Source organism: Kitasatospora sp. NPDC051914, from assembly GCF_040680995.1.
GTDB lineage: Bacteria > Actinomycetota > Actinomycetes > Streptomycetales > Streptomycetaceae > Kitasatospora.
In genome coordinates this window covers 12,427-34,804 of record NZ_JBFAXX010000006.1, presented here as the reverse complement: position 1 = coordinate 34,804, position 22,378 = coordinate 12,427, and the positions used below count along the sequence as shown (strand labels likewise).

The window sequence follows — 22,378 nt, the reverse complement described above, 5'->3', positions numbered from 1 at the left end:
CTCGGCGGTTCAGAGGTCCAGGACGAGGGTCTCGCCCTCGGCGGCGCGGGATACGCAGGGCAGCAGGGCGCCGTCGGCCCGCTCCGCGGGGGTGAGCCGGCGGTCGCGGTGCTCGGGCGTGCCGTCGAGCACCCGCACCCGGCAGGTGCCGCAGAAGCCCTGTTTGCAGGAGTACGGGAGGTCGGGGCGCAGTTCGCGGGCGACGTCCAGCGCAGACCGGTCGGCGGGGACGGCCAGTTCGGGGCCGTCGGTGCCGAGCCGCACGGTGAACGGGTGCCCGCCGGTGACCGGCGCGGCGCCGAAGCGCTCGAAGTGCAGGGCCGCGGCGGGCGAGGCGTCCAGGGCCTGCTGCACGGCGGCGAGCATCGGGGCGGGGCCGCAGCAGTAGACGGCGGCGCCGCGCGGGGCGCGGGCCAGCAGGTCGGCGGCGTCCGGCGGGCCGTCGCGGTCGTCGGTGCGGATCTCCACCCGGGCCGGGTCGAGGGCGCGCAGCTCCTCGGTGAACGGCAGCGCGTCCGCCGTGCGGCCGGTGTGCACCAGGCGCCAGTCCAGGCCCAGGGCCCGAGCCTGACGGGCCATCGGCAGCAGCGGGGTGATGCCGATGCCGCCCGCCAGGAGGAGCACGGCGGGTTCGGCGCAGAAGGCGAAGCCGTTGCGGGGGCGGCGGGCGGTGAGGACGTCGCCGACCCGCACCTCGTCGTGGAGTTCGACGGACCCGCCGCCGCCGTCGGCGACCCGGCGCACCGCGATCAGGTAGCGGTGGCGGTCCGCCGGGTCCCCGCAGAGCGAGTAGTGCCGGCGGCGGCCGGACGGCAGCGTCAGCTGGAGCCGGGCACCGGGCTGCCAGGCGGGCAGCGGGCCGCCCGAGGGCTCGGCCAGGTGGAGGGCGGCGACGCCGTCGGCGACGGCGCGGTGGCCGGCGACCACCAGCCGCAGCGGCGGGATCGGGGACGGGGCCGGTCTGCGGGGGCTGCGGCGCAGCCCGGGGCTGCCCAGAGCCGGGCTGTAGTGGTCGCCGAAGGCGGCGAGCCACCGCATGAACCGGTCGTCCCGGGGACGGCCGTAGAGGTCGGGAGGCGGAGTGACGAGATCCATCGAGAGCGGCTCCGGGACGGGTCGGACGGTGAGCTGTCAACAGGGCGCGGGTGGTGCACCCATAGGGGCGCGGGGAACTGCGCAATCAGAGGGCGGGCATCCTCACAGACAAGGGCCGGCCCTGGGTCGTGCAGTGATCCGCATCCGAATTGCGCAGTTCCCCGCGCCCTGGCGCTTCAGCGGGCGGCAGCCGCACGCGCGGCCGGCGAGGTGGCCAGGTAGCTCAGGGCCTGGCTGGAGGAGCCCTCGTGGGTGGGGTGGTAGCCGGGCTTGAAGTAGCGGACGGCGGAGCGGGCCATCGCCCGCGGGTCGGGCAGCAGTCCGCGGCGGGCCTGGATCCGTGCGTCGCGCCAGGTGGGCCGGATGCGGCCCTGCAGTTCGGGGTCCGCGGCGAGCAGGAACCGCACGCCGCGGACCCACAGGTGCACCAGCAGTGGTCCGGAGACCAGCATGCCGCGGACCCGCCGCAGGTAGCCGGGGTCGAGGTGGACGAGCAGGTCGTAGGCGACGCTGCGGTGCTCGACCTCTTCGGCGCCGTGCCAGCGCAGCAGGTCGAGCATGGTGGGGTCGGCCTGGGCGCGGTCCAGGCCCGGGGAGTTGAGCGCCCAGTTGCCGAGGAAGGCGGTGAAGTGCTCGATGGCGGCGACGAAGGCGACCCGTTCGATGACGTTCTCGCGGCGCCGGCGGCCCGTCAGGCCGGGCTTGTCGCCGAGGACGCGGCGGAAGAGCCAGTCGACCTGACGGACGTACGGGCGCGGGTCGAGGCCCTGGCCGAGGAGGTGGTCGAGGACTTCCTGGTGGGCCTCGGCGTGGATGGCCTCCTGGCCGATGAAGCCGAGCACCTCCTCGCGGAGCTGCTCGTCGGTGATCATCGGCAGGGCGTCGGAGAAGACCCGGACGAACCAGCGCTCGCCCTCGGGGAGCAGCAGGTGGAGCACGTTGACGGTGTGGGTGGCGAACGGCTCGTCGGGGATCCAGTGCAGCGGCAGGCCGGACCAGTCGAACTGCACGTCGCGCGACTCCAGGACGAGGCTGTCGTGGACGCGCGGGGGCGGGGTGGGACGGGGCATGGGGGAGCCTCCTGGCCTGCAGTGGCGGCTTCGACCCTGGCAACGTACTCGCGGGTAGCAGGCCCGGCAAGGGTCTTATCGACATTGAGTCTAATAAGTTTGCGCCCCGGCATTCCCACAGTGGTCTGAACCAGCTGCGGCCTGAGCCGAAGGGCCCGCCGGCGCCGAAGGGGAGAAGCGCGGGAGCGAAGCGACGGAGCGACGACCGTGGGCGCCGGGTCAAGAGGGCCCGGAGGCGAGCAAGCGAGCAACGGCTAGCATGCCCCCGCGACCGAGGACCTGCGGCTGTCGCCCGCCCGTCTGGCCAGCCTGGCGCTCTGCGCGGCGGTCTGCACCGCCGCTTCCCGCTGCTGGCCGCCGGTGCCCGCAGCTCCGAGGACGGCTGGTGGTGGGCCGCGGCGGAGGTGGTCGGCGGCGTGCTGCTCTGGCTCGCCGGGATGTTCACGGCCACCGCGCTCGGAGCTGGCGAGGAGGTGCCCGGCACGTACGAACCGGTGCTGGCCACCGGCAGCACGGTGCTCGGCGCGGTGGGTTGCGGGCTGCTCGGGGTGGCGCTCGCCGACACCCAGCTTCGGCCTGTGGCCGGCCGTGGGCGCCGTGCTCCTGCTGCTGCTCGCCGTCCTGGCCGCCCGGCCCGTCCGGCGGCGCCGGACCGCCGAGCTGACGGCCCACCGGCGCAGCCTGGAACAGCTGCGGCGGCTGGCGGAGCACGGCGTGACCGTCCCGGCACGGTCACCGCCGTGGACGGCGCGGACACCGTCTCCGACCCCTCCCACCCCGAACTCGGCGTCACCGTCCGCTACACCGCCGCCGACGGCTCGGACCGCACGCTCCGCTTCGTCCGGATGTTCCCGGTCCACGACCTCCCGCGGCGCGGGCAGCGCGCCACCGTCCGCCACCACCCGGACGACCCGACGGACGCCCTCTCCGAACTCGACACCGACCCGGCCTGACCGAAGGCCCGCCCGACTGCCCCGGCAGGCCCGTCCTACACCGCCATGGCCAGCATCAGCGGGGCCGCGCGGCGGGCGAGGAGTTCGGCGGCGGCGCGGAGGCGGTGGGTCTCGGCGGCGGGGAGGGAGGTGGCCAGGCAGCCGACGGTGGAGCCGGCGGTCACCGGGACTGCGGCGCAGACGGTGCCCAGTGCGTACTCCTGGATGTCGAGCACCGGGACGGTGGCCGGCTGCTGCTCCAGCCGGTGCATCAGCTGCTCGGGGTCGGTGATGGTGCGGGAGGTGAGCCGGGCCACCGGGTGGCGGGCGAGGTGGTCGCGGCGGCCGTCGTGGTCCAGCTGGCTGAGCAGGCACTTGCCGATGGCGCTGGCGTGGGCGGTGGCCCGGAAGTCCACCCATTCCTGGACGGCGGGTGCCTGGTCGGTGGCGGAGACGGCCTCCACGGAGAGTTCGCCGTCGTGGTAGCGGCTGAAGTAGACGGCGGCGCCGAGTTCGTCGCGCAGGTCGGCGAGCTTGCGGTGCAGCCGGGCGCGGACGAGCTGTTCGCGGTTGTGCTGGCCGAGCAGGGTGAGGGCTCCGCCGAGCACCCATACGCCGTCCTCGAAGAGCAGGTAGCCCTCCCATTCGAGGGTCTCGGCGAGTTCCCGGACGGCGGCCGTCTGGAGGCCGAGTTCGCGGGCGAGCCGGGCGGTGTCGATGCCGTGCGGGTGCCGGTCGACGGCCTCGAGCAGCCGCAGTGCGCGGTGCAGCGGCCCGTAGGGGTTCGGGTGGCCGTGGGCGGGCCCGCTCCGGCGGCCCCGACTCGGTGCCGACATGGGCGTCCCCTTCCGCTCGCACGTGCGCGCGGCGCACGGCCGCGCACCTCCAGCGTAGCTGCGCCGACGGCCCGTGCGAGGGTTCTCCGCCGGATGCGGTGAAAGGATCGTGAGCACCCGTCAGGTTCTGCTGATGCCGATGGGCCCCTCCCCCACTGCCCTGGGGGGAGGGGCCCGGTCTCACGGGGCCGGTCAGGCGTCGTCGCGGGCGCGGAGCTTCTTGACGGCGGCCTCCAGGCGGCTGCCGTACTCCTCGTCGGCGGCGTGGAAGTGGGCGAGGTTCTTCTCCACGATGTCCTCGCGGCCGACCTGGGCCAGGAAGCCGGCCAGGTTGGCGATCAGGCGGTCCTTCTCACCGTCGGACATCAGCCGGTAGAGCTCGCCGGCCTGGAAGAAGTCGTCGTCCTTGGTGTGGGCGGGGGTGGTGTAGGTGCCGGTGTGGCCCTCCACCCGGACGGGGGCGGCGAGGGCGGCGTCGGTCTGCACCGGGCCGTCGAAGGAGTTGGGCTCGTAGTTCTTGGCGCGGCCGGCCTTGTTGAGGGCGCCCAGGCCGTCGCGGCCGTAGTTGTCGGCCTCGGTGGCGCGCGGGGCGTTCACCGGCAGCTGGGTGTGGTTGACGCCGAGGCGGTAGCGCTGGGCGTCGGCGTAGGCGAACAGCCGGCCCTGGAGCATCTTGTCCGGGGAGGGGCCTATGCCGGGCACGAAGTTGTTCGGCGAGAAGGCGGCCTGCTCGACCTCGGCGAAGACGTTCTCCGGGTTCTTGTTGAGCACCAGGCGGCCGACCTTGACCAGCGGGTAGTCGGCGTGCGGCCACACCTTGGTGAGGTCGAAGGGGTTGAAGCGGTAGGTCGCCGCCTCGGCCACCGGCATCAGCTGGACGTACAGCGTCCAGGACGGGAACACCCCGCGCTCGATGGCCTGGTGGAGGTCGCGCTGGTGGCTGTCGGCGTCGCCGCCGACCACCTCGGCGGCCTGCGAGCCGTCCAGCGAGCGGATGCCCTGGTTGGTCTTGAAGTGGTACTTCACCCAGTAGGCGTCGCCCTGCTCGTTGACCCACTGGTAGGTGTGCGAGCCGTAGCCGTTCATGTGCCGGTAGGAGGCCGGGATGCCGCGGTCGCCGAACAGCCAGGTGATCTGGTGGGTGGCCTCGGGGGCGTGCGCCCAGAAGTCCCAGACGTTGTCGGCCTCGGTGATGCCGGTGTACGGGTCGCGCTTCTGCGAGTGGATGAAGTCGGGGAACTTGATCGGGTCCTTGATGAAGAACACCGGGGTGTTGTTGCCGACCAGGTCGTAGTTGCCCTCGGCGGTGTAGAACTTCAGCGCGAAGCCGCGCGGGTCGCGCACCGCGTCGGAGGCGCCCAGGTTGCCGGCCACCGTGGAGAAGCGCAGGAAGACCTCGGTGCGCTTGTTGACGGCCGACAGGAAGTCCGCCTTGGTGTACTGCGACACCTCGTCGGTGACCTCGAAGTAGCCGTACGCGCCGGAGCCTCGGGCGTGCACCACGCGCTCCGGGATGCGCTCGCGGTTGAACCGGGCGAGCTTCTCCAGCAGCTGCTGGTCCTGGATCAGCAGCGGGCCGTACTCGCCGGCCGAGGCGGAGTTCTGGTTGTCGGCGACGGGCGCGCCGGATTCGGTGGTCAGGGTCTTCGGCATGAGGGTCCTTCAGTAGCAGCGGTGCAGTGCGGGGGGTCGGTGATCAGACGCCGAGGAGGCGCCAGACGGCGGCGGCGCGGCGCACGGTGTGCTCGCCGTCGGGGCCGTCGGCGGGCCGGAGGGCGGCCACGGCGGCACCGACCGCGGCGGCGTCGCGCAGCGGCCGGGCGGCGGTCAGGCCGGCGGCCTCGTCGGCGGTCAGGCCGGCCGCGGTCAGCGCGGCCTCGGCCTCGGCGGCGGGCAGCGCGTCGAACCAGCGCAGCGCGAGGGCGGCGCGGCCCTCATCGGTGAGGCGGCCGGTGAGCCGGAGCCGGGCGAGGCCGCCGTCGGGGTAGACGTTGATCGTCACGTGGGTGACGGGGCGTCCGGTGTCGAGCCGGAAGCGGTGCCGGGTGTCGGGCTGCAGCCGGGTGCGGGGCAGCAGCGGGAACCAGCCGGCCGGGTCGGCGGCGGGGTCGCCGCCGGCGGAGGCGTCGTAGCCGACCAGGTCGGCCCAGCCGGGGGCGTTGGCCACGAAGTGGGTGGTGTCCACCTCGGCGGCCAGGACCTCGCCGCCCCCGGCCAGGGCGATCCGGACCCAGTCGTTGGCCTTGTCGCGCCGACGCCGGGTCTCCCAGCCCTCGCCCATGACGGTGGCGCGGCCGGGAGCGTTCAGGTTGTGCGGGGAGGAGAAGTAGCGGTCCGAGGCGGCCTCGGCGACGCCGCCGTACTCCTGGGCGGCGAGGTCGAAGCTGAGGCCGTCGAGCTCGCGCGGGTCGGGCAGCACCTCGCCGTACACCCGCAGCCGGGCGACGCCGCCGTCCGGCCATATGTTGAGCCGCACGTGGGTGTACCGGGTGGCGTCCTCGACCGCGAACTCGTGCGCGGTGTTGCCCTGCAGGGGCGTGCGGGGCACCAGGTCGACCCATTCGGCGGCCCCGACCTCGGCGGGCGAGGGGTGGCCGGGTACGGAGGCGCCCTGTACGGAGGCGCTCTCCGGGTAGTTGCCGGTGAAGTGCGCGGTGTCCACGACGACGCCGCGGACCACGCCGGCCGCGCCGAGCCGGACGACCGCCCAGTCGTGGTCCTCGTCGGTGGGGTGCGGCTGGTCGGCGGAGGCGCCGCGGCGGCGGCGGGACTCCCAGCCGTCCATGATCTGGCCCTTGTGGCCGAAGGTGTGCGGACGGAACTCGGCGGGCTCGGCGACCAGCAGGTTCTCCGCGTCGGCGAAGGTGTCCTCGTTGGTGGCGACGACACCGGCGCCCAGCCGGCGGGAGGCCAGGTCGACCAGCTCGGTGAAGGGCGCGGCCGCGGTCTTCTCGGTGCTCAACTCGACTCTCCTCGAGGACGGTTGATCTGCCGTCCGAACGGCTCTCCGGCGGTGTCGACCACCCGGCCGCGGAGCCAGGTGGTGCGCACGGCGCCGCTGAGGGTGCGTCCGGCGTACGGGGTGACGGGGTTGCGGTGGTGCAACTGCTCGGCGTGCACGGCGAAGTCGGCGTCCGGGTCGAAGGCGACCAGGTCGGCGTCGTTCCCGGCGGCGATGGCGCCCTTGGTGCCGGTCAGGCCGACCAGGGCGGCCGGGCCGGACGACATCCAGCGGACGACGTCGGCGAGGGTGTGGCCGCGGCGGCGGGCCTCCGTCCAGACGGCCGGCAGGCCGAGCTGCAGGGAGGCGATGCCGCCCCAGGCCGCGGCGAAGTCGCCGCTGCCGCCGTACCGCCGGAGGAGCTTCAGGTCGGGCGTGGACGGCGAGTGGTCGGACACCACGGCGGCGAACTCGCCGGCCGCCAGCGCCGCCCACAGGGCGTCCCGGTTGGACTCGGAGCGGATCGGCGGGCAGCACTTGAAGGCGGTGTCGCCGTCCGGCACCTCCTCCGCGGTGAGGGTGAGGTAGTGCGGGCAGGTCTCGGTGGTCACCTGCACGCCGTCCTCGCGGGCCTGCCGCAGCAGCGGCAGCACGGCGGCCGAGGAGACGTGCAGGACGTGCACCCGGGCTCCGGTGCGGCGGGCGGTGTCCAGCAGCCGGGCCACCGCGGCGGCCTCGGCGTCGTCCGGCCGGGAGGCCAGGAAGTCGCGGTAGTGCACGCCGGGCTGCTGCGGGGCCGCGTCCAGCACCGCCGGGTCCTCGGCGTGGATGATGGCGAGCGCGCCGAGCCTGGCCTGTTCGGCGAGCGCCGACTCCAGGTCCTCCTGGGTGGCCAGGTGCGGGAACTCGTCCACCCCGGACGGGGCGAGGAAGCTCTTGAAGCCGAACACGCCGGCCTCGTGCAGGGCGGCCAGGTCGCCGGTGTTGCCGGGGACGGCGCCGCCCCAGAAGCCCAGGTCGACCCAGGCCTGGCCCTCCGCGGTCTTCCGCTTGGCCTCCAGTCCGGCGGGCGTGGTGGTCGGCGGGACGGAGTTCAGCGGCATGTCGACGATCGTGGTGACCCCGCCGGCCGCGGCCGCGCGGGTCGCCGTGGCGAAGCCCTCCCACTCGGTGCGGCCGGGCTCGTTGACGTGCACGTGGGTGTCCACCAGGCCGGGCAGCAGGGCGGTGTCGCCGAGGTCGGTCAGGTGGCGGTCCCCGGCGAGCAGCGAGCCGTGGGCCGCCACCTCGGCGATCCGCCCGCCTTGGACGAGCACGTCGGCGGGGCGCTCGCCGTCCGGCAGGACGACCCGGCGGGAGCGGATCACCGCCGCGTTCGACGGGGTGTCGCTGAGGGGCATCGGGACCTCCGAAACGAGCGTACGAGTGGGGTGTGCCGAAGGCGCGCGCGGCGGTCGGGGGTGGCGACAGGGACCGGTCGGCTGCGAGTTCTCGGAGCCTAGGCCCGCCTTCAACAAAACGTCTATGTAGGAAGCTACGAGGGCACCGGCCGTCAGCCGGCCAGCAGTTGGGCGGCCAGCTGCTCGCCCGCGGTCTCCGCGAGCTCGCCCGCCCTGACCATGCTGTCGCCCGGCCGCTCGGCCAGGTCGGTCAGCGCGACGGCCGCGGCGAAGCCGGCCGCCCGCCACTCGGGTTCGGAGAGTTCGAGCCGTCCGGCCACGGCGGCCACCCGAACCCCCGCCCGGGTGGCCGCCGCGGCGACGCCGGCGGGGGCCTTGCCGTGGAGCGTCTGCGCGTCCAGGCATCCCTCGCCGGTGACGACGAGGCGCGCCCCACGCACAGCCTCGTCGAAGCCCAGGAGATCGAGGAGGAGCTCGATCCCGGGCCGCATGGTGGCGCCCAGCAGGGCCAGGGCGGCGAAGCCGACCCCGCCCGCCGCCCCGGCGCCGGGGGCGTCCCTCACGTCCCGCCCGGCCACGGTGCGGACGGCGTCCGCCCACCGGGTCAGGCCTTCCTCCAGGACCACCAGGTCCTCGCCGGACGCGCCCTTCTGCGGGCCGTAGACGGCGGTGGCGCCGCGCGGCCCGAGCAGCGGGTTGTCGACGTCGCAGGCGACCACGACCTCCACCCCGGCCAGCAGGTCGGCCAGCGGGCCGAGGTCGATCCGGGCGAGCCGGCGCAGGGCCGCGCCGCCGGGCGCCAGCTCGGCACCGTCCACGTCGGTCAGGCTCACCCCGAGCGCCTGGACCATGCCGGCCCCGCCGTCGGTGCAGGCGCTGCCGCCCAGGCCGAGCACGATCCGCCTGCTGCCGAGCGCGACCGCCCGGGCGATCAGCTGGCCCACCCCGTAGGAGCCGGCCGCCAGCGGGGCGGTGCGCCCGCCGGGGAGCCGGGCCAGGCCGGAGGCCTGCGCCAGCTCGACCACGGCGGTGTCGCCTCGGACGGCGATCGCCGCGTCCACCGGCAGGCCGGTCGGGCCGGCCACCTTGACCGCGACCCGCTCGAAGCCGGCCGCCAGGGCGGCCGCCAGGGTGCCCTCGCCGCCGTCGGCGACCGGGAGTTCGCGCACTTCGGTGCCGGGGGCGGCGCGGCGGACGCCGGCCGCGATCCGGGCGGCGACCTCGGCGCCCTCCAGGGAGCCCTTGAACTTGTCGGGGGCGACGACCACATGGCCCCGGGCGGGGGTGGCGGGCATGGTGGTGGCCTTTCTTCGGGAACGTCTCTGTACTGGCACTACCCAGGGGGTGAGGGGATCAGCGCGACCGGCCGTCACCCGGCAGTCCCCTCGCGTGGTGCGACCCCCTCTCGGCCGTTCCACTCGTTCCGCTTCCGACGTTCGAGAGGCTCCCCTCGGCCGAGAGGGGGCGGGCGGCGCGCACGGGCACGACCGAAGTGCCTCCGGGAGGGTGGCGCGCCGCCGGTCTGGGTCGACCGGCAGGGGCGGGCAGGGCCTCGGCCCGCTGCCGGTCGGGTTACGGCCTCCTGGCGGCGCGGGCACGACCGGACAGGTACACGCCGCCAGGAGGAGTCGGGGGGCGGGTCAGACCGTCCGGCCGGAGAGCCGCTCGACGCCGCGCAGCAGCGCGGAGTGGTCGAGCGCACCGTCGCCGTTGGCACGGGCGGAGGCGACCAGCTGGGCCACCACGGCACCCACCGGGAGGGCGGCGCCGACGGCGCGGGCGGCGTCGGTGACGATGCCCATGTCCTTGTGGTGCAGGTCGATCCGGAAGCCGGGGGCGAACTCGCGGTTCAGCATGTTCGCCCGCTTGCGGTTGAGCACGGTGGAGCCGGCCAGACCGCCGCCGAGCACCTCCAGCGCGGCCTGCAGGTCGACGCCGGCGTTCTCCAGGAAGACCACGGCCTCGGCGAGGACCTGGATGTTGACGGCCACGATCAGCTGGTTGGCGGCCTTCACGGTCTGGCCGGCGCCGGCCGGGCCGACGTGGATCACCGTGGTGCCGAGGGCGTCGAACAGCGGCTTCGCCTCGGCGAAGTCCTCCGCCGCACCGCCGACCATGATCGACAGGACGGCCTCGATCGCGCCGGCCTCGCCGCCGGAGACCGGGGCGTCCAGGGTGCGCACGCCCTTGGCCCTGGCCGCGGCGTCGACCTTGATCGAGGTCTGCGGGGTGATCGAGGACATGTCGATCACGAGGGTGCCGGGCTGCACGTTCTCCAGCACGCCGCCCTCGCCGAGGATGACCTCCTCGACCTGCGGGTCCGCGGGGACCATGGTGATGACGACCTCGGCGTCCTTCACCGCGTCCGCGATGCCGGTGGCACCGTGGCCGCCGGCGGCGACCAGGGCGTCGATCTGGGGCTGGGTCAGGTTGTAGCCGGTGACGTGGTGGCCGGCCTTGACCAGGTTGGCGGCCATCGGGCTGCCCATGATGCCGAGGCCGATGAAGGCGATCTTGCGGCTCATCGCGTCGTGCTCCTTGCGTTGGGGAGGGTGGTGTGGGGGTGGCTCACTTCGCGGCGCGGAGCTCGCGCGGAAGCCACTCGAAGCTGTCGGCGCTGACGCCGGTGGAGGGCTTGTACTCCAGGCCGATCCGGCCCTGGTAGCCGGCGGCGGTGAGGCGGGCGAAGAGGTCCTCGAAGTCCAGCCCGCCGGTGCCGGGCTCGTTGCGGGCCGGGACGTCGGCGATCTGCACGTGGCCGATCCGGTCGGCGTACTTCTCGATCACCGCGGCCAGGTCCTCGCCGTTCCTGGCCAGGTGGTAGAGGTCGCAGAGGAACTTGGCGTTGCCGAGGCCGGTGGCCGCGTTGACCCTGTCCACGACCTCGATCGCCGCCTCGGCGCTGAGCAGGGCGTAGTCCGGCGACTCGACCTCGTTGAGGGCCTCGATCAGCAGGATCGCGCCCACGGAGTGCGCGGCCCGGGCGGCGAGGACGAGGTTCTCCAGCGCCAGGGCGTCCTGCTCGGCCGGGTCGGTGCCCGCGATGCGGTTGCCGTACAGGGCGTTGAGCGCCCCGGTGCCGAGCGACCCGGCGAGGGCGGCGGCGACCGGGACGTTGGCCCGGAAGCGCTCGCTCTCGGCGGGCACCGAGGCGGTGCCGCGGGCGCCCTTCACGAGGTCGTCGAGGAAGTTGAGGCCGGTGAGCTGCACGCCCGCGTCGGTGAAGGCCTTGCGGAGCGCGTCCAGCTCGGCCGGCGACGGGTCGTGCTCCTCGCCGAAGGGCCACCAGAGCTCGGCGGCGGTGAAGCCGGCGGCCGCGGCGGCGGCGGGGCGCTCCAGCAGCGGGAGCTCGTTGAACAGGATCGACAGGTTGACCGTGTAGCTGTGCGCGGCGGCGGCAGTCACGTGCTCACCTTCCCTCTCTTCCGTTCCCGACTTCCACGATCCGGAAGGGGGATTCTGTCTGGTGGAAGCTTTGCCGAGGAGCTTCCGGGCCGTCAAGGCCGCCGCAACAATTTGTTGAAGTGGCCGAACGCGGCCGGTCGCACCGCCTCCGGGCTGTCCGATCACCCAGCCGCCCCGCGCACCCGTGCGCCCGGTCCGGCCCTTGCGCACGGCGTCTAGAGTGAGCGCGTGCGATTGATGGTGGAGTTCACGACAGAACCGTTCGAGCTGGACAGCTTCCCGGACCACGCCAAGGCAGCCCGCCGGGTCGTGGACGAGGCCGGCCTCGACGTCTCGGTCGGCCCGTTCGGCACCAGCGCCGAGGGCGATGCCGAGCAGACCCTGGCCGCCGTCACGCGCCTGCTGCGCGAGACCCTGGAGGCCGGGGCCACCCGGATCTCCCTCCAGATCAGCGTGCTCGGCGACGAGCAGTCCCCGGAAGGAGTGGGTACGCCGTGAGCAACGCCCTGGAACACCCGCTCACCGCGGCGATAAAGCCACTGCTGGACGCGGTGGGCGCCACCGCGGTCGAGCCGGCCGAGGCCCGCCCGGACGACGTCGTCCTGGAGTGGGACGGCGAGGCGGCGGTGGCCGTGCGCCTGCCGCACCTCAGCAGTGCGCTCGACCGGCTGCTCGCCGAGATGACCCGTCAGTTCGACGGGCGCCCGCTGACCGAGCTCGACCGGGCCGAGAAGCAGCGGGTGGTGGCCCTGCTGGAGGAACGCGGCGCGTTCACCGTCCGGCACGGCGTGGAGACGGTGGCCTCGGCCCTGGGCGTCAGCCGCTTCACGGTCTACAACTACCTGAACCGGCAGGAAGGCGCCCGGAAGGGCTGACGCCGCCCGCCCCGAGTCTTCACCCGAGCGGCGGCCGGGCCCATTGGCGGATCACACACGACATCCCCCGGCGACCGGGCCCGCCGCGACACGTAACCACCAACCGTTCAACAAAGTGTTGACGGCCTCGGGTGGTGGATCTAGCTTGTGCGAGTGGCACCACTCTTCAGGAGGTCCACCCGTGACCAACCAACCCACCGCATCGACCGCGGACACCGGGGCCCTTGAGGCCCTGGCGGCGGCCCCGGCCGCCGAACTGCGGGAGACGCTGCTGGAGATCTGCTCCAGCCCCCGCTGGGCCGAGGCGGTCGAGGCCGCCAGGCCCTGGCGGGACCGGCCGGCCCTGCTGGCCGCCAACGCCGCCGCCATGGCGGTGCTCACCGCCGACGACCTCGCCGACGCGATGGCCGGTCACGCCCGGATCGGCACGCCGAAGGCCGGCGACGCCACCTCCGAGCGCGAGCAGGCCGGCATCCGGGGAGCCGACACCGCACTCCTCGACGAGCTGCACGAGGCCAACGCCGCCTACGAGGCGAAGTTCGGCCACGTGTTCCTGATCTGCGCGACCGGCCGCACCGCCGGCACCATGCTCGCCTCGCTGCGCGAGCGCTTCCCCAACGACGCCGCCACCGAGAGCGAGATCGTCCGCGGCGAGCTGCGAAAGATCAACGACATCCGCATCAACCGGCTGCTCGACGGTCCGCAGGCCTCCGCCTGAGGACCCACGGGCAGCCCCTCCCTGCCACAGTGAAGGTCGTCCACCCCATGACTGGCATCTCCACGCACGTGCTCGACACCAGCCTCGGCCGGCCGGCCGAGGGCGTCCCGGTCGAGCTTGCGCTGAACACCGAGGGTGGCTGGAAGGTGCTCGGCACCTCCGCCACGGACTCCGACGGCCGGGTCAAGGACCTGCCGGCCGTGGAGGCGGGCTCGGTCGTCCGGCTGCTCTTCGACACCGCCGCGTACTACGCGGGGCGGTCCGAGGAGGCGCCGTTCTTCCCCGAGGTAGCGATCGTCTTCACGGTCGCACCCGCGCAGCACCACTACCACGTGCCCCTGCTGCTCAACCCGTTCGGCTACTCGGTCTACCGCGGAAGCTAGTGGACCGACCTGGAAGCTTAGGAGCCATGCCATGGCCCATGTGCTCGGTCAGAACCAGTACGGCAAGGCGGAGAACCGCATCGTGCGGGTCTACCGCGACTCCACCCGGCACGAGATCAAGGACCTGAACGTCTCGGTCTCCCTGCAGGGCGAGTTCGAGGACGTCCACCTCACCGGCTCCAACGCCAACTGCCTGCCCACCGACACCACCAAGAACACCGTCTACGCCTTCGCCAAGGAGTACGGCATCGAGTCGGCGGAGGCCTTCGGCATAACGCTGGCCCGCCACTTCGTCGACAACACCGAGCGCGGCGTGGTGCACAGCGCCCGCATCCGGATCGAGGAGTACACCTGGGACCGCATCCGGACCCCGGACAGCTCCGCCCGCTTCATCGGCTCCGAGGAGGTCGGCCACTCCTTCGTCCGCAGCGGCCAGGAGGTACGCACCTCCGAGATCGTCTACGACGGCGAGTCCGTCCAGGTGATCTCCGGTCTCAAGGACCTGGTCGTGATGAACACGACCAACTCGGAGTTCTGGGGCTACATCAAGGACAAGTACACCACCCTCCAGGAGGCCTACGACCGCATCCTGGCAACCCAGGTGACGGCCCGTTGGAAGTACGGCTACACCGGCCGCGACGACGAGCCCCAGCCGAACTGGAACCGCTCGTACAACCACGTGAAGCGCCACATGCTGGAGGCCTTCGCCGAGACGTACTCCTACTCGCTGCAGCAGACCCTGCACGCGATGGGCACCCGGGTGCTCAACAACCGCGCCGAGGTGGACGAGGTCCGCCTGGAGCTCCCCAACAAGCACCACTTCCTCGTCGATCTGGAGCCCTTCGGCCTCAAGAACGAGAACGAGGTGTACTACGCCGCCGACCGGATGTACGGCCTGATCGAGGGCACCGTGCACCGCGAGGGCGTCGTCCCGGTCATCCCCGTCGCCTGACGGCCGGGCCGGCGCACCCGCCCACGGGCCGGACGGCCGCCGCGGGGCACCTGTGCCTCCCCGCGGCGCCCGCACCCCGTCCGGCCCGGCCCGCCCGACCCGCCCCGTCCGGCGGCCCGGGCGCACCACCCGCCGCTCCGCCCGCGGCGCCCCCTCAGCCCTCGCCCCCATAGGAGTTCACACCATGACAGTCCAGCCCCCACCCGCCGACCAGCGGATCGTGATCGAGAACGTCGCCGTCGCGACGGTGGACGCGAACGACACCGAGTACGCCCGCGGCCACGTGGTGATCCTCGGCAACCGGATCGAGTCGGTGGGCGACGGCCCGGCCCCGCAGTGGCTGGACAACGTGGTGCGCCGGATCAACGGCGAGGGGCACCTGGTCACCCCCGGCCTGGTCAACACCCACCACCACTTCTACCAGTGGATCACCCGCGGCCTCGCCCAGGACAACATCCTCTTCGACTGGCTGGTCGCGCTCTACCCGACCTGGGCCCGGATCGACGACAAGCTGGTGCACGCGGCCACCCAGGGCTCGGCCGCCGCCCTGCTCAAGTCCGGCTGCACCACCGCCTCCGACCACCACTACGTCTTCCCGCAAGGCGGCGGCGACATCCTCGGCGCCTCCATCGAGGGCGTGCAGGAGCTCGGCCTGCGCTTCACCGCACTGCGCGGCTCCATGGACCGCAGCAAGAAGGACGGCGGCCTGCCGCCGGACCACGCGGTGGAGAGGACCGAGGACATCCTGATCGCCTCCGAGGCCGCCGTCGACACCTGGCACGACGCCTCCTTCGGCTCGATGCTGCACGTGGCCCTCGCGCCCTGCTCCCCCTTCTCGGTCTCCACCGAACTCCTCAGGGAGTCCGCGGTGCTGGCGCGGCGCAAGGGCGTCCGGCTGCACACCCACGGCTCGGAGACGGCCGAGGAGGAGCAGTTCTGCAAGGAGCTGTTCGGCATGGGCCCGACCGACTACTTCGAGTCCACCGGCTGGCTCGGCGAGGACGTGTGGATGGCGCACTGCGTCCACATGAACGACTCCGACATCGCCAAGTTCGCCGAGACCGGCACCGGCGTCGCGCACTGCCCGTCCTCCAACGCCCGTCTGGCGGCCGGCATCGCCCGCGTCCCGGACATGCTGAAGGCCGGCGTGCCGGTCGGCCTGGGCGTGGACGGCACCGCCTCCAACGAGTCCGGCGAGCTCGGCACCGAGCTGCGCAACGCCCTGCTGATCAACCGCCTGCACGGCCGGCCGGACGCCCTGACCACCCGTCAGTCGCTGCGCCTGGGCACCATGGGCGGCGCCCGGGTGCTCGGCCGGCAGAACGAGATCGGCTCCATCGAGCCCGGCAAGCTCGCCGACCTGGCCCTGTGGAAGGTCGACGGCATCATGCACTCCTCGATCGCCGACCCGGTGGCCGCGCTCACCCTGGGCGCCCTGCCGCCGCTCGCCGTGCTCTTCGTCAACGGCAACGCGGTCGTCGAGAAGGGCGTGCTGACCACCGTCGACGAGGACCGGATCGCGCTGGCCTGCGCCCGCGCCGCGAAGGAGCTCGCCTCCCGCGCCTGATCCCAGGACTCCGGGCCGCACCAGGGACGGTGCGCCACCCGGACTCCGCGGCCCCGGCCGGCCCGCAGCGGGCCGGGGCCGGCCGGAGCACAGCCCCCGGACCCACGGCGAGGGTCCGGGGGCTGCGGCGTGCCCGGATGTGATGGACCTGACACCGGCGGTCCGGCGCCTTGCCCTCCGGGAGGACACTGCTAACCTGCTCGGACGCCCGCGCCATGCGGGCCCCGTCCCGGGACCGCCGAGTCCCGTCCGCCCGGTGACGGAAACGCGAGATGCGACACGGACGGGAGCGGGGGAACCAGGTAAGTCGCCCTGGCCCCGCGCGCACGCTCGCGGGACGGCCAGGGCTCGGGGTGAAGCCGCCCTCCGGCGGCCGGGCCACCTGACGGCCCGAATCCGACAGCTCACCTCGCAGGCGTCGTCGAGGAACAACTCCATGCCTGTTTCCGCCATCGCCCTCAAGGTGGGCGCGGTCGCCGGGCTCGGCCTGCTTGCCGTCCCCTTCCTGGGCAGCGCCGAGGCCGCCGACGTGCCCGAGGTGACCCAGGACCGGCTCTCGCCGGTCGCCATCGCCGCGGACACCGCGGCAGCCGCCTCCCTCTCCGTCCACTCCTCCGCCTGCTTCACCGCCCGGAAGGTCGGCGTCGCCGTCCGCGACGCCGCCGGCAACAGGCTGGACTTCCCCGGTACCGCCCGCAACGTGCGGATCTGCCCCGACGGGGTCACCGTCACCACCGCCGCCCGCACCCTGCCGGCCGGCGTCTACACCGCCTTCGGCACCTGGCAGGACGGCAACCGGCGCTGGCACAACCTCCCGGCGCAGACGCTGGACGTCCGCAGCACCGGCACCCCCGCGCCGGCCCCGAGCCCGACCACGGCACCGACCACGGCCGCCCCGAGCCCCTCCCCCACGGCGACGCCCTCCCCCACGGCCTCGGCGACCTCGTCCTCGCCGGCCCCCGGCTTCACCGCCTCCCCGTCGGCGGGCTCCTCCCCCACCTCGACGGCCGGTGCACCGACCTGGTCGGACGACTTCGACGGCGTGAACGTGCCGCTCGGCAGCTGGACGGGCTGCTCCAACGGCCCGTCCATCACCGCCAGCCACTGCACCGGGCTGCCGGCCGCGGTGGACAGCAAGTGGTGGGCCTACCCGGACGGCTGGAAGGACACCAGCAAGAACGGCACCTACTCGCCGTCGAAGACGATGTCCATCGCCAACGGCCAGATGAACCTCCACCTCAACCGGGACGCCTCCGGCACCTGGGTCTCCGCGCCGGTGCCCAAGCTCCCCTCCCCCACCGGCGGCGGCGTCCAGTACGGGCGCTTCGAGGTGACCTGGAAGGCGACCTCGGCGGCCGGCTACAAGATGGCGTGGCTGCTCTGGCCGGACGACGACGTCTGGCCGCAGCACGGCGAGATCGACTTCCCCGAGGGCGACCTCAACGGCACGATCAAGGCCTTCATGCACCGCGCCGACGCCACCTCGGGCAGCGACCAGGACGCCTTCTCCACCGGCGTCCCGACCGCCGGCGCGTGGCACACCTCGGCGGTCGACTGGCAGAAGGACGGCGTGACCTTCTACCTGGACGGCAAGGTGATCGGGCGCTCCACCGCGCGCATCCCCGCCAACTCGATGCACTGGGTGCTGCAGTCCGAGACGGCCCTCGGCGGCACCGTGCCCGCCGTGGGCTCCTCGGCGGACATCGCCGTCGACTCGGTCAAGTTCTGGAAGGCGGGCTGACCTTCCTCGTCCGCCCGGCCGGCGCCCTCCCCCCGGGGGCGCCGGTCAGGCGGTGCGGCCGAGCGTGGCGAGGTAGCCCCGCCAGCCCCCGTGGCCGGTGATCTCCCGGTGCACCCCGCGCTCGAGTTCGCCCCTGCGCAGCACCATGGACAGGCACGGGGTACCGTCCTCCAGGGCGATCACGCCGAGCTCCAACTCCGGCGGCTCGCCGGGCAGGACGGCGTCGCGCAGGTGCTCCAGCGGGACGTCGTACAGCTCGCCCTCGATCGCCGAGCCGCTGCCGGGGTCGGGCAGCAGCCCGGGGCAGACGTCGCGGACGGAGAAGAAGCGGTGGCCGGGCGCGGTGCGCACCGGGCCGACCAGGTACTCGGCGACCAGCGGGTGGAACGGTCCGCCGGTCATGGCCTGGCCGTTGAAGAAGATGAGCGCCATGGGGAAGTGCCTCCGAAAACAGGCGTTCCGTACGGCTCCGGTGCCGGGGCGGCGGGAGCCGTACGGAACGGTGAAATGTGGCGGGCGAGTTCGACGACCTGGAGGGGCGGTGGGACGCCCGCGGGCGGATAGGTTGGGGTCAGTCGAGCAGGGGCAGCGCGGGCAGGGTGAGGAAGTCGACGAACTCCTCTGCCAGGGCGACCTGTTCGAAGAGCCTGGCGGCCTCGGCCCAGCGGCCCGCGGCGTAGGCGTCCGCGCCGAGTTCGGTGCGGAGCTCGGCGAGCTCCTCGGCCACCAGCCGGCGGACGAGCTCCGCGGTGGCCTTCTCGCCGGTGTCGGAGAGCACGACGCCGTTGTTGATCCACTGCCAGATCTGCGAGCGGGAGATCTCGGCGGTGGCGGCGTCCTCCATCATGTTGAAGATGGCGACGGCGCCGAGGCCGCGCAGCCAGGCCTCGATGTAGCGGACACCGACCTGGACGGCGTTGTGCAGGCCCGCACGGGTGCAGTGGCCGCCGGCGCCGGCGATGTCGAGCAGCTGGTCGGCGGTGACGGGCTCGGCGGGCGGCGGCGCGTCCTTCTGGTGCGGGCGGTCGCCGAGCACGGCGTCGAAGCTGGCGCGGGCCACCGGGACGAGGTCCGGGTGGGCGACCCAGGAGCCGTCGAAGCCGCCGGCCGCCTCGCGGTCCTTGTCGGCCTTGACCTTCTCGAAGGCGGCCGCGTTGACCTCCGGGTCCCTGCGGGAGGGGATGAACGCGGCCATGCCGCCGATCGCGTGGGCGCCGCGGCGGTGGCAGGTCTGCACCAGCAGGCGGGTGTAGGCGGCCATGAACGGCGAGGCCATGGTGACGCTGTTGCGGTCCGGCAGGATGTAGTGCTCGCCGGCGTCGCGGAAGTTCTTGACGATGGAGAAGAGGTAGTCCCAGCGGCCCGCGTTGAGGCCGGCCGCGTGGTCGCGCAGCTCGTAGAGGATCTCGTCCATCTCGAAGGCCGCGGTGATGGTCTCGATCAGCACGGTGGCGCGGATCGTGCCGTGCGGGATGCCGAGCTCGGCCTGCGCGTGGGTGAAGACGTCGTTCCACAGCCGCGCCTCGAGGTGGCTCTCGGTCTTCGGCAGGTAGAAGTACGGGCCGGAGTTCGGGTCCTCGGTGCCGCGGGCGAGCAGGCGGGCGGCGTTGTGGAAGAAGTAGAGGCCGAAGTCGAGCAGGCCGCCGGCGACCGGGGTGCCGTCGACCAGCAGGTGTGTCTCGTCGAGGTGCCAGCCGCGCGGGCGGACGACGACGGTGGCGAGTTCGACGGCGGGCTTCAGGGTGTAGGCCTTGCCCGCGGGCGAGGTGAAGTCGATCCGCCCCTCGAAGGCGTCGATCAGGTTGAGCTGGCCGGAGACGACGTTCTCCCAGGTGGGCGAGGTGGCGTCCTCGAAGTCGGCGAGCCAGACCTTCGCGCCGGAGTTGAGCGCGTTGATCACCATCTTGCGGTCGGTGGGGCCGGTGATCTCCACCCGGCGGTCCTGGAGCGCGCGGGGCGCCTCGGCGACCTTCCAGTCGCCCGCCCGGACGTCGGCGGTCCCGGGCAGGAAGTCGAGGGTGCCGGCGGCGGCGATCTCGGCGCGGCGGGTCTTCCGTCGGGCGAGGAGCTCCTGGCGGCGGCCCTCGAAGGCGCGGTGGAGCCCGACCACGAAGGCGACGGCCTCCGGGGTGAGCACCTCCTCGGCGCGGGCGACGCGCGGACCGGCGACCGTGACGACCGGGGCGGCGGACGATGCGCCGACAGGTCCCTGATCTGCAGCCATGGGCAGGACACTCCTTGGACGGTTGAGCCAGCACTGGGGGTTCCTCCGACGGGAACTCCCGAGATCCGGACCCCCCTACGGGCGGGTTCCGTTCTGTACAGTGGAGCCTAGTTTCCGCGATACAGAATTTCAACGGTTTGTTGATGCGATCGCCGGGACTCTACTCCTCCCCCGACAGCGAAGGAAACACCGGTGGCCAGCACTCCCGCCGCAGACCGGACAGGCACCGACCGCTCCGGCGGCGTGCAGTCCGTCGAACGCGCCTTCCACCTCCTGGAGGCCCTGGCCGACGCCGGCGGCACGGCCGCGCTCAGCGAGCTGTCCGCCAGCTCCGGCCTGCCGATGCCGACGATCCACCGTCTCATCCGTACCCTCGTCCAGCAGGGATATGTCCGGCAGGACACGGCCCGTCGGTACACGCTCGGCCCGCGGCTGATCCGGCTCGGGGAGACCGCCGGCCGGCTGCTGGGGAGTTGGGCCCGCCCCTACCTCGCCGAGCTGATGGAGGCCACCGGGGAGACGGCGAACCTCGCCGTCCTGGAGGGCGGCGAGGTGGTGTACGTCGGGCAGGTGCAGTCGCGGCGCTCGATGCGGATGTTCACCGAGGTCGGCCGCCGGGTGCAGCCGCACTGCACCGGCGTCGGGAAGGCGCTGCTGGCCCAGCTGCCCGAGGACGAGGCCCGCGCCGTCCTGGGCACCCGACCGCTGCAGGCGCACACCCCGTACACACACACCGACCCTGCGGAACTGCTGCGGCACCTGGCGGCGGCCCGGGACTCCGGCTACGTGGTCGACGACCAGGAGCAGGAGATCGGCGTCCGCTGCATCGCGGTCGCCGTGCCGGGCGCCCCGACACCGACCGCACTGTCGGTGTCCGGCCCCGAGGCCCGGATCAGGGCCCTGGAGGCACAGGACGGCGACACCGCGCTGGTACCGGTGATGCGGCAGATCGCCGCCCGGCTCGGCCGGGTGCTGGCGCCCTGACAGGACGCCAGCACCCGCGACCCGCAAGGGGTTCAGCTCAGGCTGAGCTCCCCGGTCTGCGCCGCGGCCACCGAGAACACGGCGAGCTCCGGCTCGGTGCCCACCCGGCGGAAGAGCGCCGGGGCGGCAGGCCGTTGAGGTGCGTTGCGCACCGCCTCCAGCGCGGCCATGTCGCGCCACAGGCTCTGCACCCGCCAGTGACCGCCCGGGCCGCGGAGCAACTCGGTGCGGACGAGACCTTCGGGCAGCGGCCCGGACACCAGTTCGCGGTACAGGGCCACCAGTTCGGCCTCCCGCTCCGGCGCGACGACCGCGCCGACCTCACTCAGAACCTGTTCGGTCATGGCACTCACCTCCGGACCTCCAACGTACGCCGGGTCCGGTCGCCGCGCGCAGCCGTCGAACGGGCACTTCCGGCCGACCACTTGACGCGATCATTCAACTGCACAGGGTGACATCCGGGCCGGTGGTGCGGCGGCACGCCGTGCTCAGCGGTGGACCCGCACGTAATCCACCGCCGTGGTGATCGGTTCGTCACCGGACGGTCCGGGGTGGCACTTCCCGGCGACCACCGAGAGGTTGAGGATCAGGTACGCCGTCCAGCGCCGCCCGACCCCGCGGCCGTCCGACCGGACGCGCTCGCCGTTGACGTACCACTCGACGGAGCTGGCGCCGTACCGGGTGCCGGTGGTCACCCGCCGCCCGGGGGCGACGGCCTCCGGGTCGGAGTAGTACTTCCCGCCGCGGCGGACGTGGTCGGTGAGCTCCAGCAGGTGCGGATTGTCGGGGTGGTACTCGAAGCTGTCCACCTCGCTGCCGCCGTTGCGCCAGGTCCAAGGGCGGGCCAAGCGCCGCTGCCCTCCGGGAGTTGGACGCGGGTCTCGACGTAGTCGCCGGCGTGGACCCGGAATCCCTCGCCCGAGCCCTCGGTGGTGAGCAGCCCGGTCTCCCGGGCCCGGCGGCCGCTCTCCAGCATCCGCCCGGAGGGCTTCGCGGTGAAGACCGCCGCGCCGTCGGAGACCTGGACGGCGGCGGGGTCGAGCCAGTCGAGCTTGTTGTCGTCCGGGTTGTGGTCGCCGTAGCGGTAGGCGCCGCTCCGGTCGCCGACCCACTTCGTGCCCCAGGCCATCGAGCCGTCGAACTCGTCGGACCACGCCAACGAGCCGTGCGGGACGAGGCTGTCGGGATCGGTCGGGGTCGTCGGCCCCGGCACCGTGGGGCCGGTCGGGACTCGGCGTGCCGGCCGCGAGGTCCG

General features: G+C 73.5%; 22 protein-coding genes and 1 riboswitch. Of the genes, 9 read left to right on the top strand and 13 right to left on the bottom strand.

All coding sequences use genetic code 11. The annotated features are described in order from the left end of the window. Window positions 1-9: 9 nt before the first annotated feature. Both AB0M03_RS06085 and AB0M03_RS06080 read right to left on the bottom strand, forming a co-directional pair. Window positions 10-1,095: a PDR/VanB family oxidoreductase gene (locus AB0M03_RS06085; RefSeq protein ID WP_363488934.1), complete on the bottom strand. Its 1,086-nt coding sequence runs from the start codon at window positions 1,093-1,095 to the stop codon at window positions 10-12. 176 nt (window positions 1,096-1,271) lie between these two features. Next, window positions 1,272-2,165, bottom strand: coding sequence for a metal-dependent hydrolase (locus AB0M03_RS06080; protein ID WP_363488932.1), 894 nt, complete (start codon window positions 2,163-2,165; stop codon window positions 1,272-1,274). A 740-nt stretch (window positions 2,166-2,905) separates the two neighbouring features. Between AB0M03_RS06080 and AB0M03_RS06075 the strand changes: the two genes are divergently transcribed. Further along, entirely contained in the window at window positions 2,906-3,118 is a 213-nt protein-coding gene (locus AB0M03_RS06075) for a hypothetical protein (RefSeq protein WP_363488930.1), read from the top strand. A 35-nt stretch (window positions 3,119-3,153) separates the two neighbouring features. Here AB0M03_RS06075 and AB0M03_RS06070 read toward each other — a convergent pair whose 3' ends face one another. The 7 genes from AB0M03_RS06070 to AB0M03_RS06040 all read right to left on the bottom strand — a co-directional run bounded on the left by AB0M03_RS06070 (window position 3,154) and on the right by AB0M03_RS06040 (window position 11,679). Then, the gene (locus tag AB0M03_RS06070) at window positions 3,154-3,933 is read right to left on the bottom strand and encodes an IclR family transcriptional regulator C-terminal domain-containing protein (protein WP_363488928.1); all 780 of its coding nucleotides are present in this window, start codon (window positions 3,931-3,933) and stop codon (window positions 3,154-3,156) included. Between the two features lie 192 nt (window positions 3,934-4,125). Then, complete coding sequence (locus AB0M03_RS06065) at window positions 4,126-5,586, bottom strand: catalase (RefSeq protein ID WP_363488926.1); 1,461 nt, start codon at window positions 5,584-5,586, stop codon at window positions 4,126-4,128. A 43-nt stretch (window positions 5,587-5,629) separates the two neighbouring features. Further along, complete coding sequence (gene alc / locus AB0M03_RS06060; protein WP_363488924.1) at window positions 5,630-6,895, bottom strand: allantoicase; 1,266 nt, start codon at window positions 6,893-6,895, stop codon at window positions 5,630-5,632. After that, on the bottom strand, window positions 6,892-8,274 hold the full coding sequence (allB, locus tag AB0M03_RS06055) for an allantoinase AllB (RefSeq protein WP_363488922.1): 1,383 nt from the start codon (window positions 8,272-8,274) through the stop codon (window positions 6,892-6,894). The genes alc and allB overlap by 4 nt, the downstream gene beginning before the upstream one ends. A 152-nt stretch (window positions 8,275-8,426) precedes the next feature. Beyond that, on the bottom strand, window positions 8,427-9,569 hold the full coding sequence (locus AB0M03_RS06050; RefSeq protein ID WP_363488920.1) for a glycerate kinase: 1,143 nt from the start codon (window positions 9,567-9,569) through the stop codon (window positions 8,427-8,429). A 345-nt stretch (window positions 9,570-9,914) separates the two neighbouring features. After that, window positions 9,915-10,799 (bottom strand): 2-hydroxy-3-oxopropionate reductase, encoded by an 885-nt coding sequence (locus tag AB0M03_RS06045; RefSeq protein WP_363488918.1) that lies wholly within the window; start codon window positions 10,797-10,799, stop codon window positions 9,915-9,917. A gap of 43 nt (window positions 10,800-10,842) precedes the next feature. Beyond that, on the bottom strand, window positions 10,843-11,679 hold the full coding sequence (locus AB0M03_RS06040) for a TIM barrel protein (RefSeq protein WP_363488916.1): 837 nt from the start codon (window positions 11,677-11,679) through the stop codon (window positions 10,843-10,845). Window positions 11,680-11,907: 228 nt separating this feature from the next. Here AB0M03_RS06040 and AB0M03_RS06035 point away from each other — a divergent pair, with 228 nt between their 5' ends. The 7 genes from AB0M03_RS06035 (at window position 11,908) to AB0M03_RS06005 (ending at window position 17,915) form a co-directional block, all read left to right on the top strand. Next, complete coding sequence (locus AB0M03_RS06035; protein WP_363488914.1) at window positions 11,908-12,177, top strand: thiamine-binding protein; 270 nt, start codon at window positions 11,908-11,910, stop codon at window positions 12,175-12,177. Further along, on the top strand, window positions 12,174-12,554 hold the full coding sequence (locus tag AB0M03_RS06030; protein ID WP_363488912.1) for a helix-turn-helix domain-containing protein: 381 nt from the start codon (window positions 12,174-12,176) through the stop codon (window positions 12,552-12,554). The genes AB0M03_RS06035 and AB0M03_RS06030 overlap by 4 nt, the downstream gene beginning before the upstream one ends. A 181-nt stretch (window positions 12,555-12,735) precedes the next feature. Then, window positions 12,736-13,272, top strand: coding sequence for a 2-oxo-4-hydroxy-4-carboxy-5-ureidoimidazoline decarboxylase (gene uraD, locus AB0M03_RS06025; RefSeq protein ID WP_363488910.1), 537 nt, complete (start codon window positions 12,736-12,738; stop codon window positions 13,270-13,272). A 47-nt stretch (window positions 13,273-13,319) separates the two neighbouring features. Then, window positions 13,320-13,655, top strand: a complete 336-nt coding sequence (uraH, locus tag AB0M03_RS06020) for a hydroxyisourate hydrolase (RefSeq protein WP_363488908.1) — start codon at window positions 13,320-13,322, stop codon at window positions 13,653-13,655. 31 nt (window positions 13,656-13,686) lie between these two features. Then, entirely contained in the window at window positions 13,687-14,607 is a 921-nt protein-coding gene (gene pucL, locus AB0M03_RS06015) for a factor-independent urate hydroxylase (protein ID WP_363488906.1), read from the top strand. A gap of 184 nt (window positions 14,608-14,791) precedes the next feature. After that, on the top strand, window positions 14,792-16,174 hold the full coding sequence (locus AB0M03_RS06010) for an 8-oxoguanine deaminase (RefSeq protein ID WP_363488904.1): 1,383 nt from the start codon (window positions 14,792-14,794) through the stop codon (window positions 16,172-16,174). A 256-nt stretch (window positions 16,175-16,430) separates the two neighbouring features. After that, window positions 16,431-16,607, top strand: a riboswitch (cyclic di-AMP (ydaO/yuaA leader). A 3-nt stretch (window positions 16,608-16,610) separates the two neighbouring features. Continuing rightward, entirely contained in the window at window positions 16,611-17,915 is a 1,305-nt protein-coding gene (locus AB0M03_RS06005) for a glycoside hydrolase family 16 protein (RefSeq protein ID WP_363488902.1), read from the top strand. Window positions 17,916-17,960: 45 nt separating this feature from the next. On the opposite strand, the gene AB0M03_RS06000 is transcribed toward AB0M03_RS06005, so the two are convergent. Together AB0M03_RS06000 and aceB are read right to left on the bottom strand one after the other, a co-directional pair. Continuing rightward, complete coding sequence (locus tag AB0M03_RS06000; RefSeq protein ID WP_363488900.1) at window positions 17,961-18,347, bottom strand: gamma-glutamylcyclotransferase; 387 nt, start codon at window positions 18,345-18,347, stop codon at window positions 17,961-17,963. A 139-nt stretch (window positions 18,348-18,486) separates the two neighbouring features. Then, window positions 18,487-20,139, bottom strand: a complete 1,653-nt coding sequence (gene aceB / locus AB0M03_RS05995; protein ID WP_363488898.1) for a malate synthase A — start codon at window positions 20,137-20,139, stop codon at window positions 18,487-18,489. A gap of 192 nt (window positions 20,140-20,331) precedes the next feature. Here aceB and AB0M03_RS05990 point away from each other — a divergent pair, with 192 nt between their 5' ends. Continuing rightward, the gene (locus AB0M03_RS05990) at window positions 20,332-21,123 is read left to right on the top strand and encodes an IclR family transcriptional regulator (RefSeq protein ID WP_363488896.1); all 792 of its coding nucleotides are present in this window, start codon (window positions 20,332-20,334) and stop codon (window positions 21,121-21,123) included. 32 nt (window positions 21,124-21,155) lie between these two features. Here the strand turns inward: AB0M03_RS05990 and AB0M03_RS05985 are convergent, their stop codons facing one another. Both AB0M03_RS05985 and AB0M03_RS05980 read right to left on the bottom strand, forming a co-directional pair. Beyond that, entirely contained in the window at window positions 21,156-21,467 is a 312-nt protein-coding gene (locus AB0M03_RS05985; protein WP_363488894.1) for an antibiotic biosynthesis monooxygenase, read from the bottom strand. 144 nt (window positions 21,468-21,611) lie between these two features. After that, entirely contained in the window at window positions 21,612-21,971 is a 360-nt protein-coding gene (locus AB0M03_RS05980) for a hypothetical protein (protein WP_363488892.1), read from the bottom strand. Window positions 21,972-22,378: the final 407 nt, after the last annotated feature.

Excerpts from the sequence above, each read along its gene's own strand:
- AB0M03_RS06085 (WP_363488934.1), bottom strand. The coding sequence starts at position 1,095 with ATGGATCTCGTCACTCCGCCTCCCGACCTCTACGGCCGTCCCCGGGAC.
- AB0M03_RS06080 (WP_363488932.1), bottom strand. The coding sequence starts at position 2,165 with ATGCCCCGTCCCACCCCGCCCCCGCGCGTCCACGACAGCCTCGTCCTG.
- AB0M03_RS06070 (WP_363488928.1), bottom strand. The coding sequence starts at position 3,933 with ATGTCGGCACCGAGTCGGGGCCGCCGGAGCGGGCCCGCCCACGGCCAC.
- AB0M03_RS06065 (WP_363488926.1), bottom strand. The coding sequence starts at position 5,586 with ATGCCGAAGACCCTGACCACCGAATCCGGCGCGCCCGTCGCCGACAAC.
- allB (WP_363488922.1), bottom strand. The coding sequence starts at position 8,274 with ATGCCCCTCAGCGACACCCCGTCGAACGCGGCGGTGATCCGCTCCCGC.
- AB0M03_RS06050 (WP_363488920.1), bottom strand. The coding sequence starts at position 9,569 with ATGCCCGCCACCCCCGCCCGGGGCCATGTGGTCGTCGCCCCCGACAAG.
- AB0M03_RS06045 (WP_363488918.1), bottom strand. The coding sequence starts at position 10,799 with ATGAGCCGCAAGATCGCCTTCATCGGCCTCGGCATCATGGGCAGCCCG.
- uraH (WP_363488908.1), top strand. The coding sequence starts at position 13,320 with ATGACTGGCATCTCCACGCACGTGCTCGACACCAGCCTCGGCCGGCCG.
- pucL (WP_363488906.1), top strand. The coding sequence starts at position 13,687 with ATGGCCCATGTGCTCGGTCAGAACCAGTACGGCAAGGCGGAGAACCGC.
- AB0M03_RS06010 (WP_363488904.1), top strand. The coding sequence starts at position 14,792 with ATGACAGTCCAGCCCCCACCCGCCGACCAGCGGATCGTGATCGAGAAC.
- AB0M03_RS06005 (WP_363488902.1), top strand. The coding sequence starts at position 16,611 with ATGCCTGTTTCCGCCATCGCCCTCAAGGTGGGCGCGGTCGCCGGGCTC.
- AB0M03_RS06000 (WP_363488900.1), bottom strand. The coding sequence starts at position 18,347 with ATGGCGCTCATCTTCTTCAACGGCCAGGCCATGACCGGCGGACCGTTC.
- aceB (WP_363488898.1), bottom strand. The coding sequence starts at position 20,139 with ATGGCTGCAGATCAGGGACCTGTCGGCGCATCGTCCGCCGCCCCGGTC.
- AB0M03_RS05985 (WP_363488894.1), bottom strand. The coding sequence starts at position 21,467 with ATGACCGAACAGGTTCTGAGTGAGGTCGGCGCGGTCGTCGCGCCGGAG.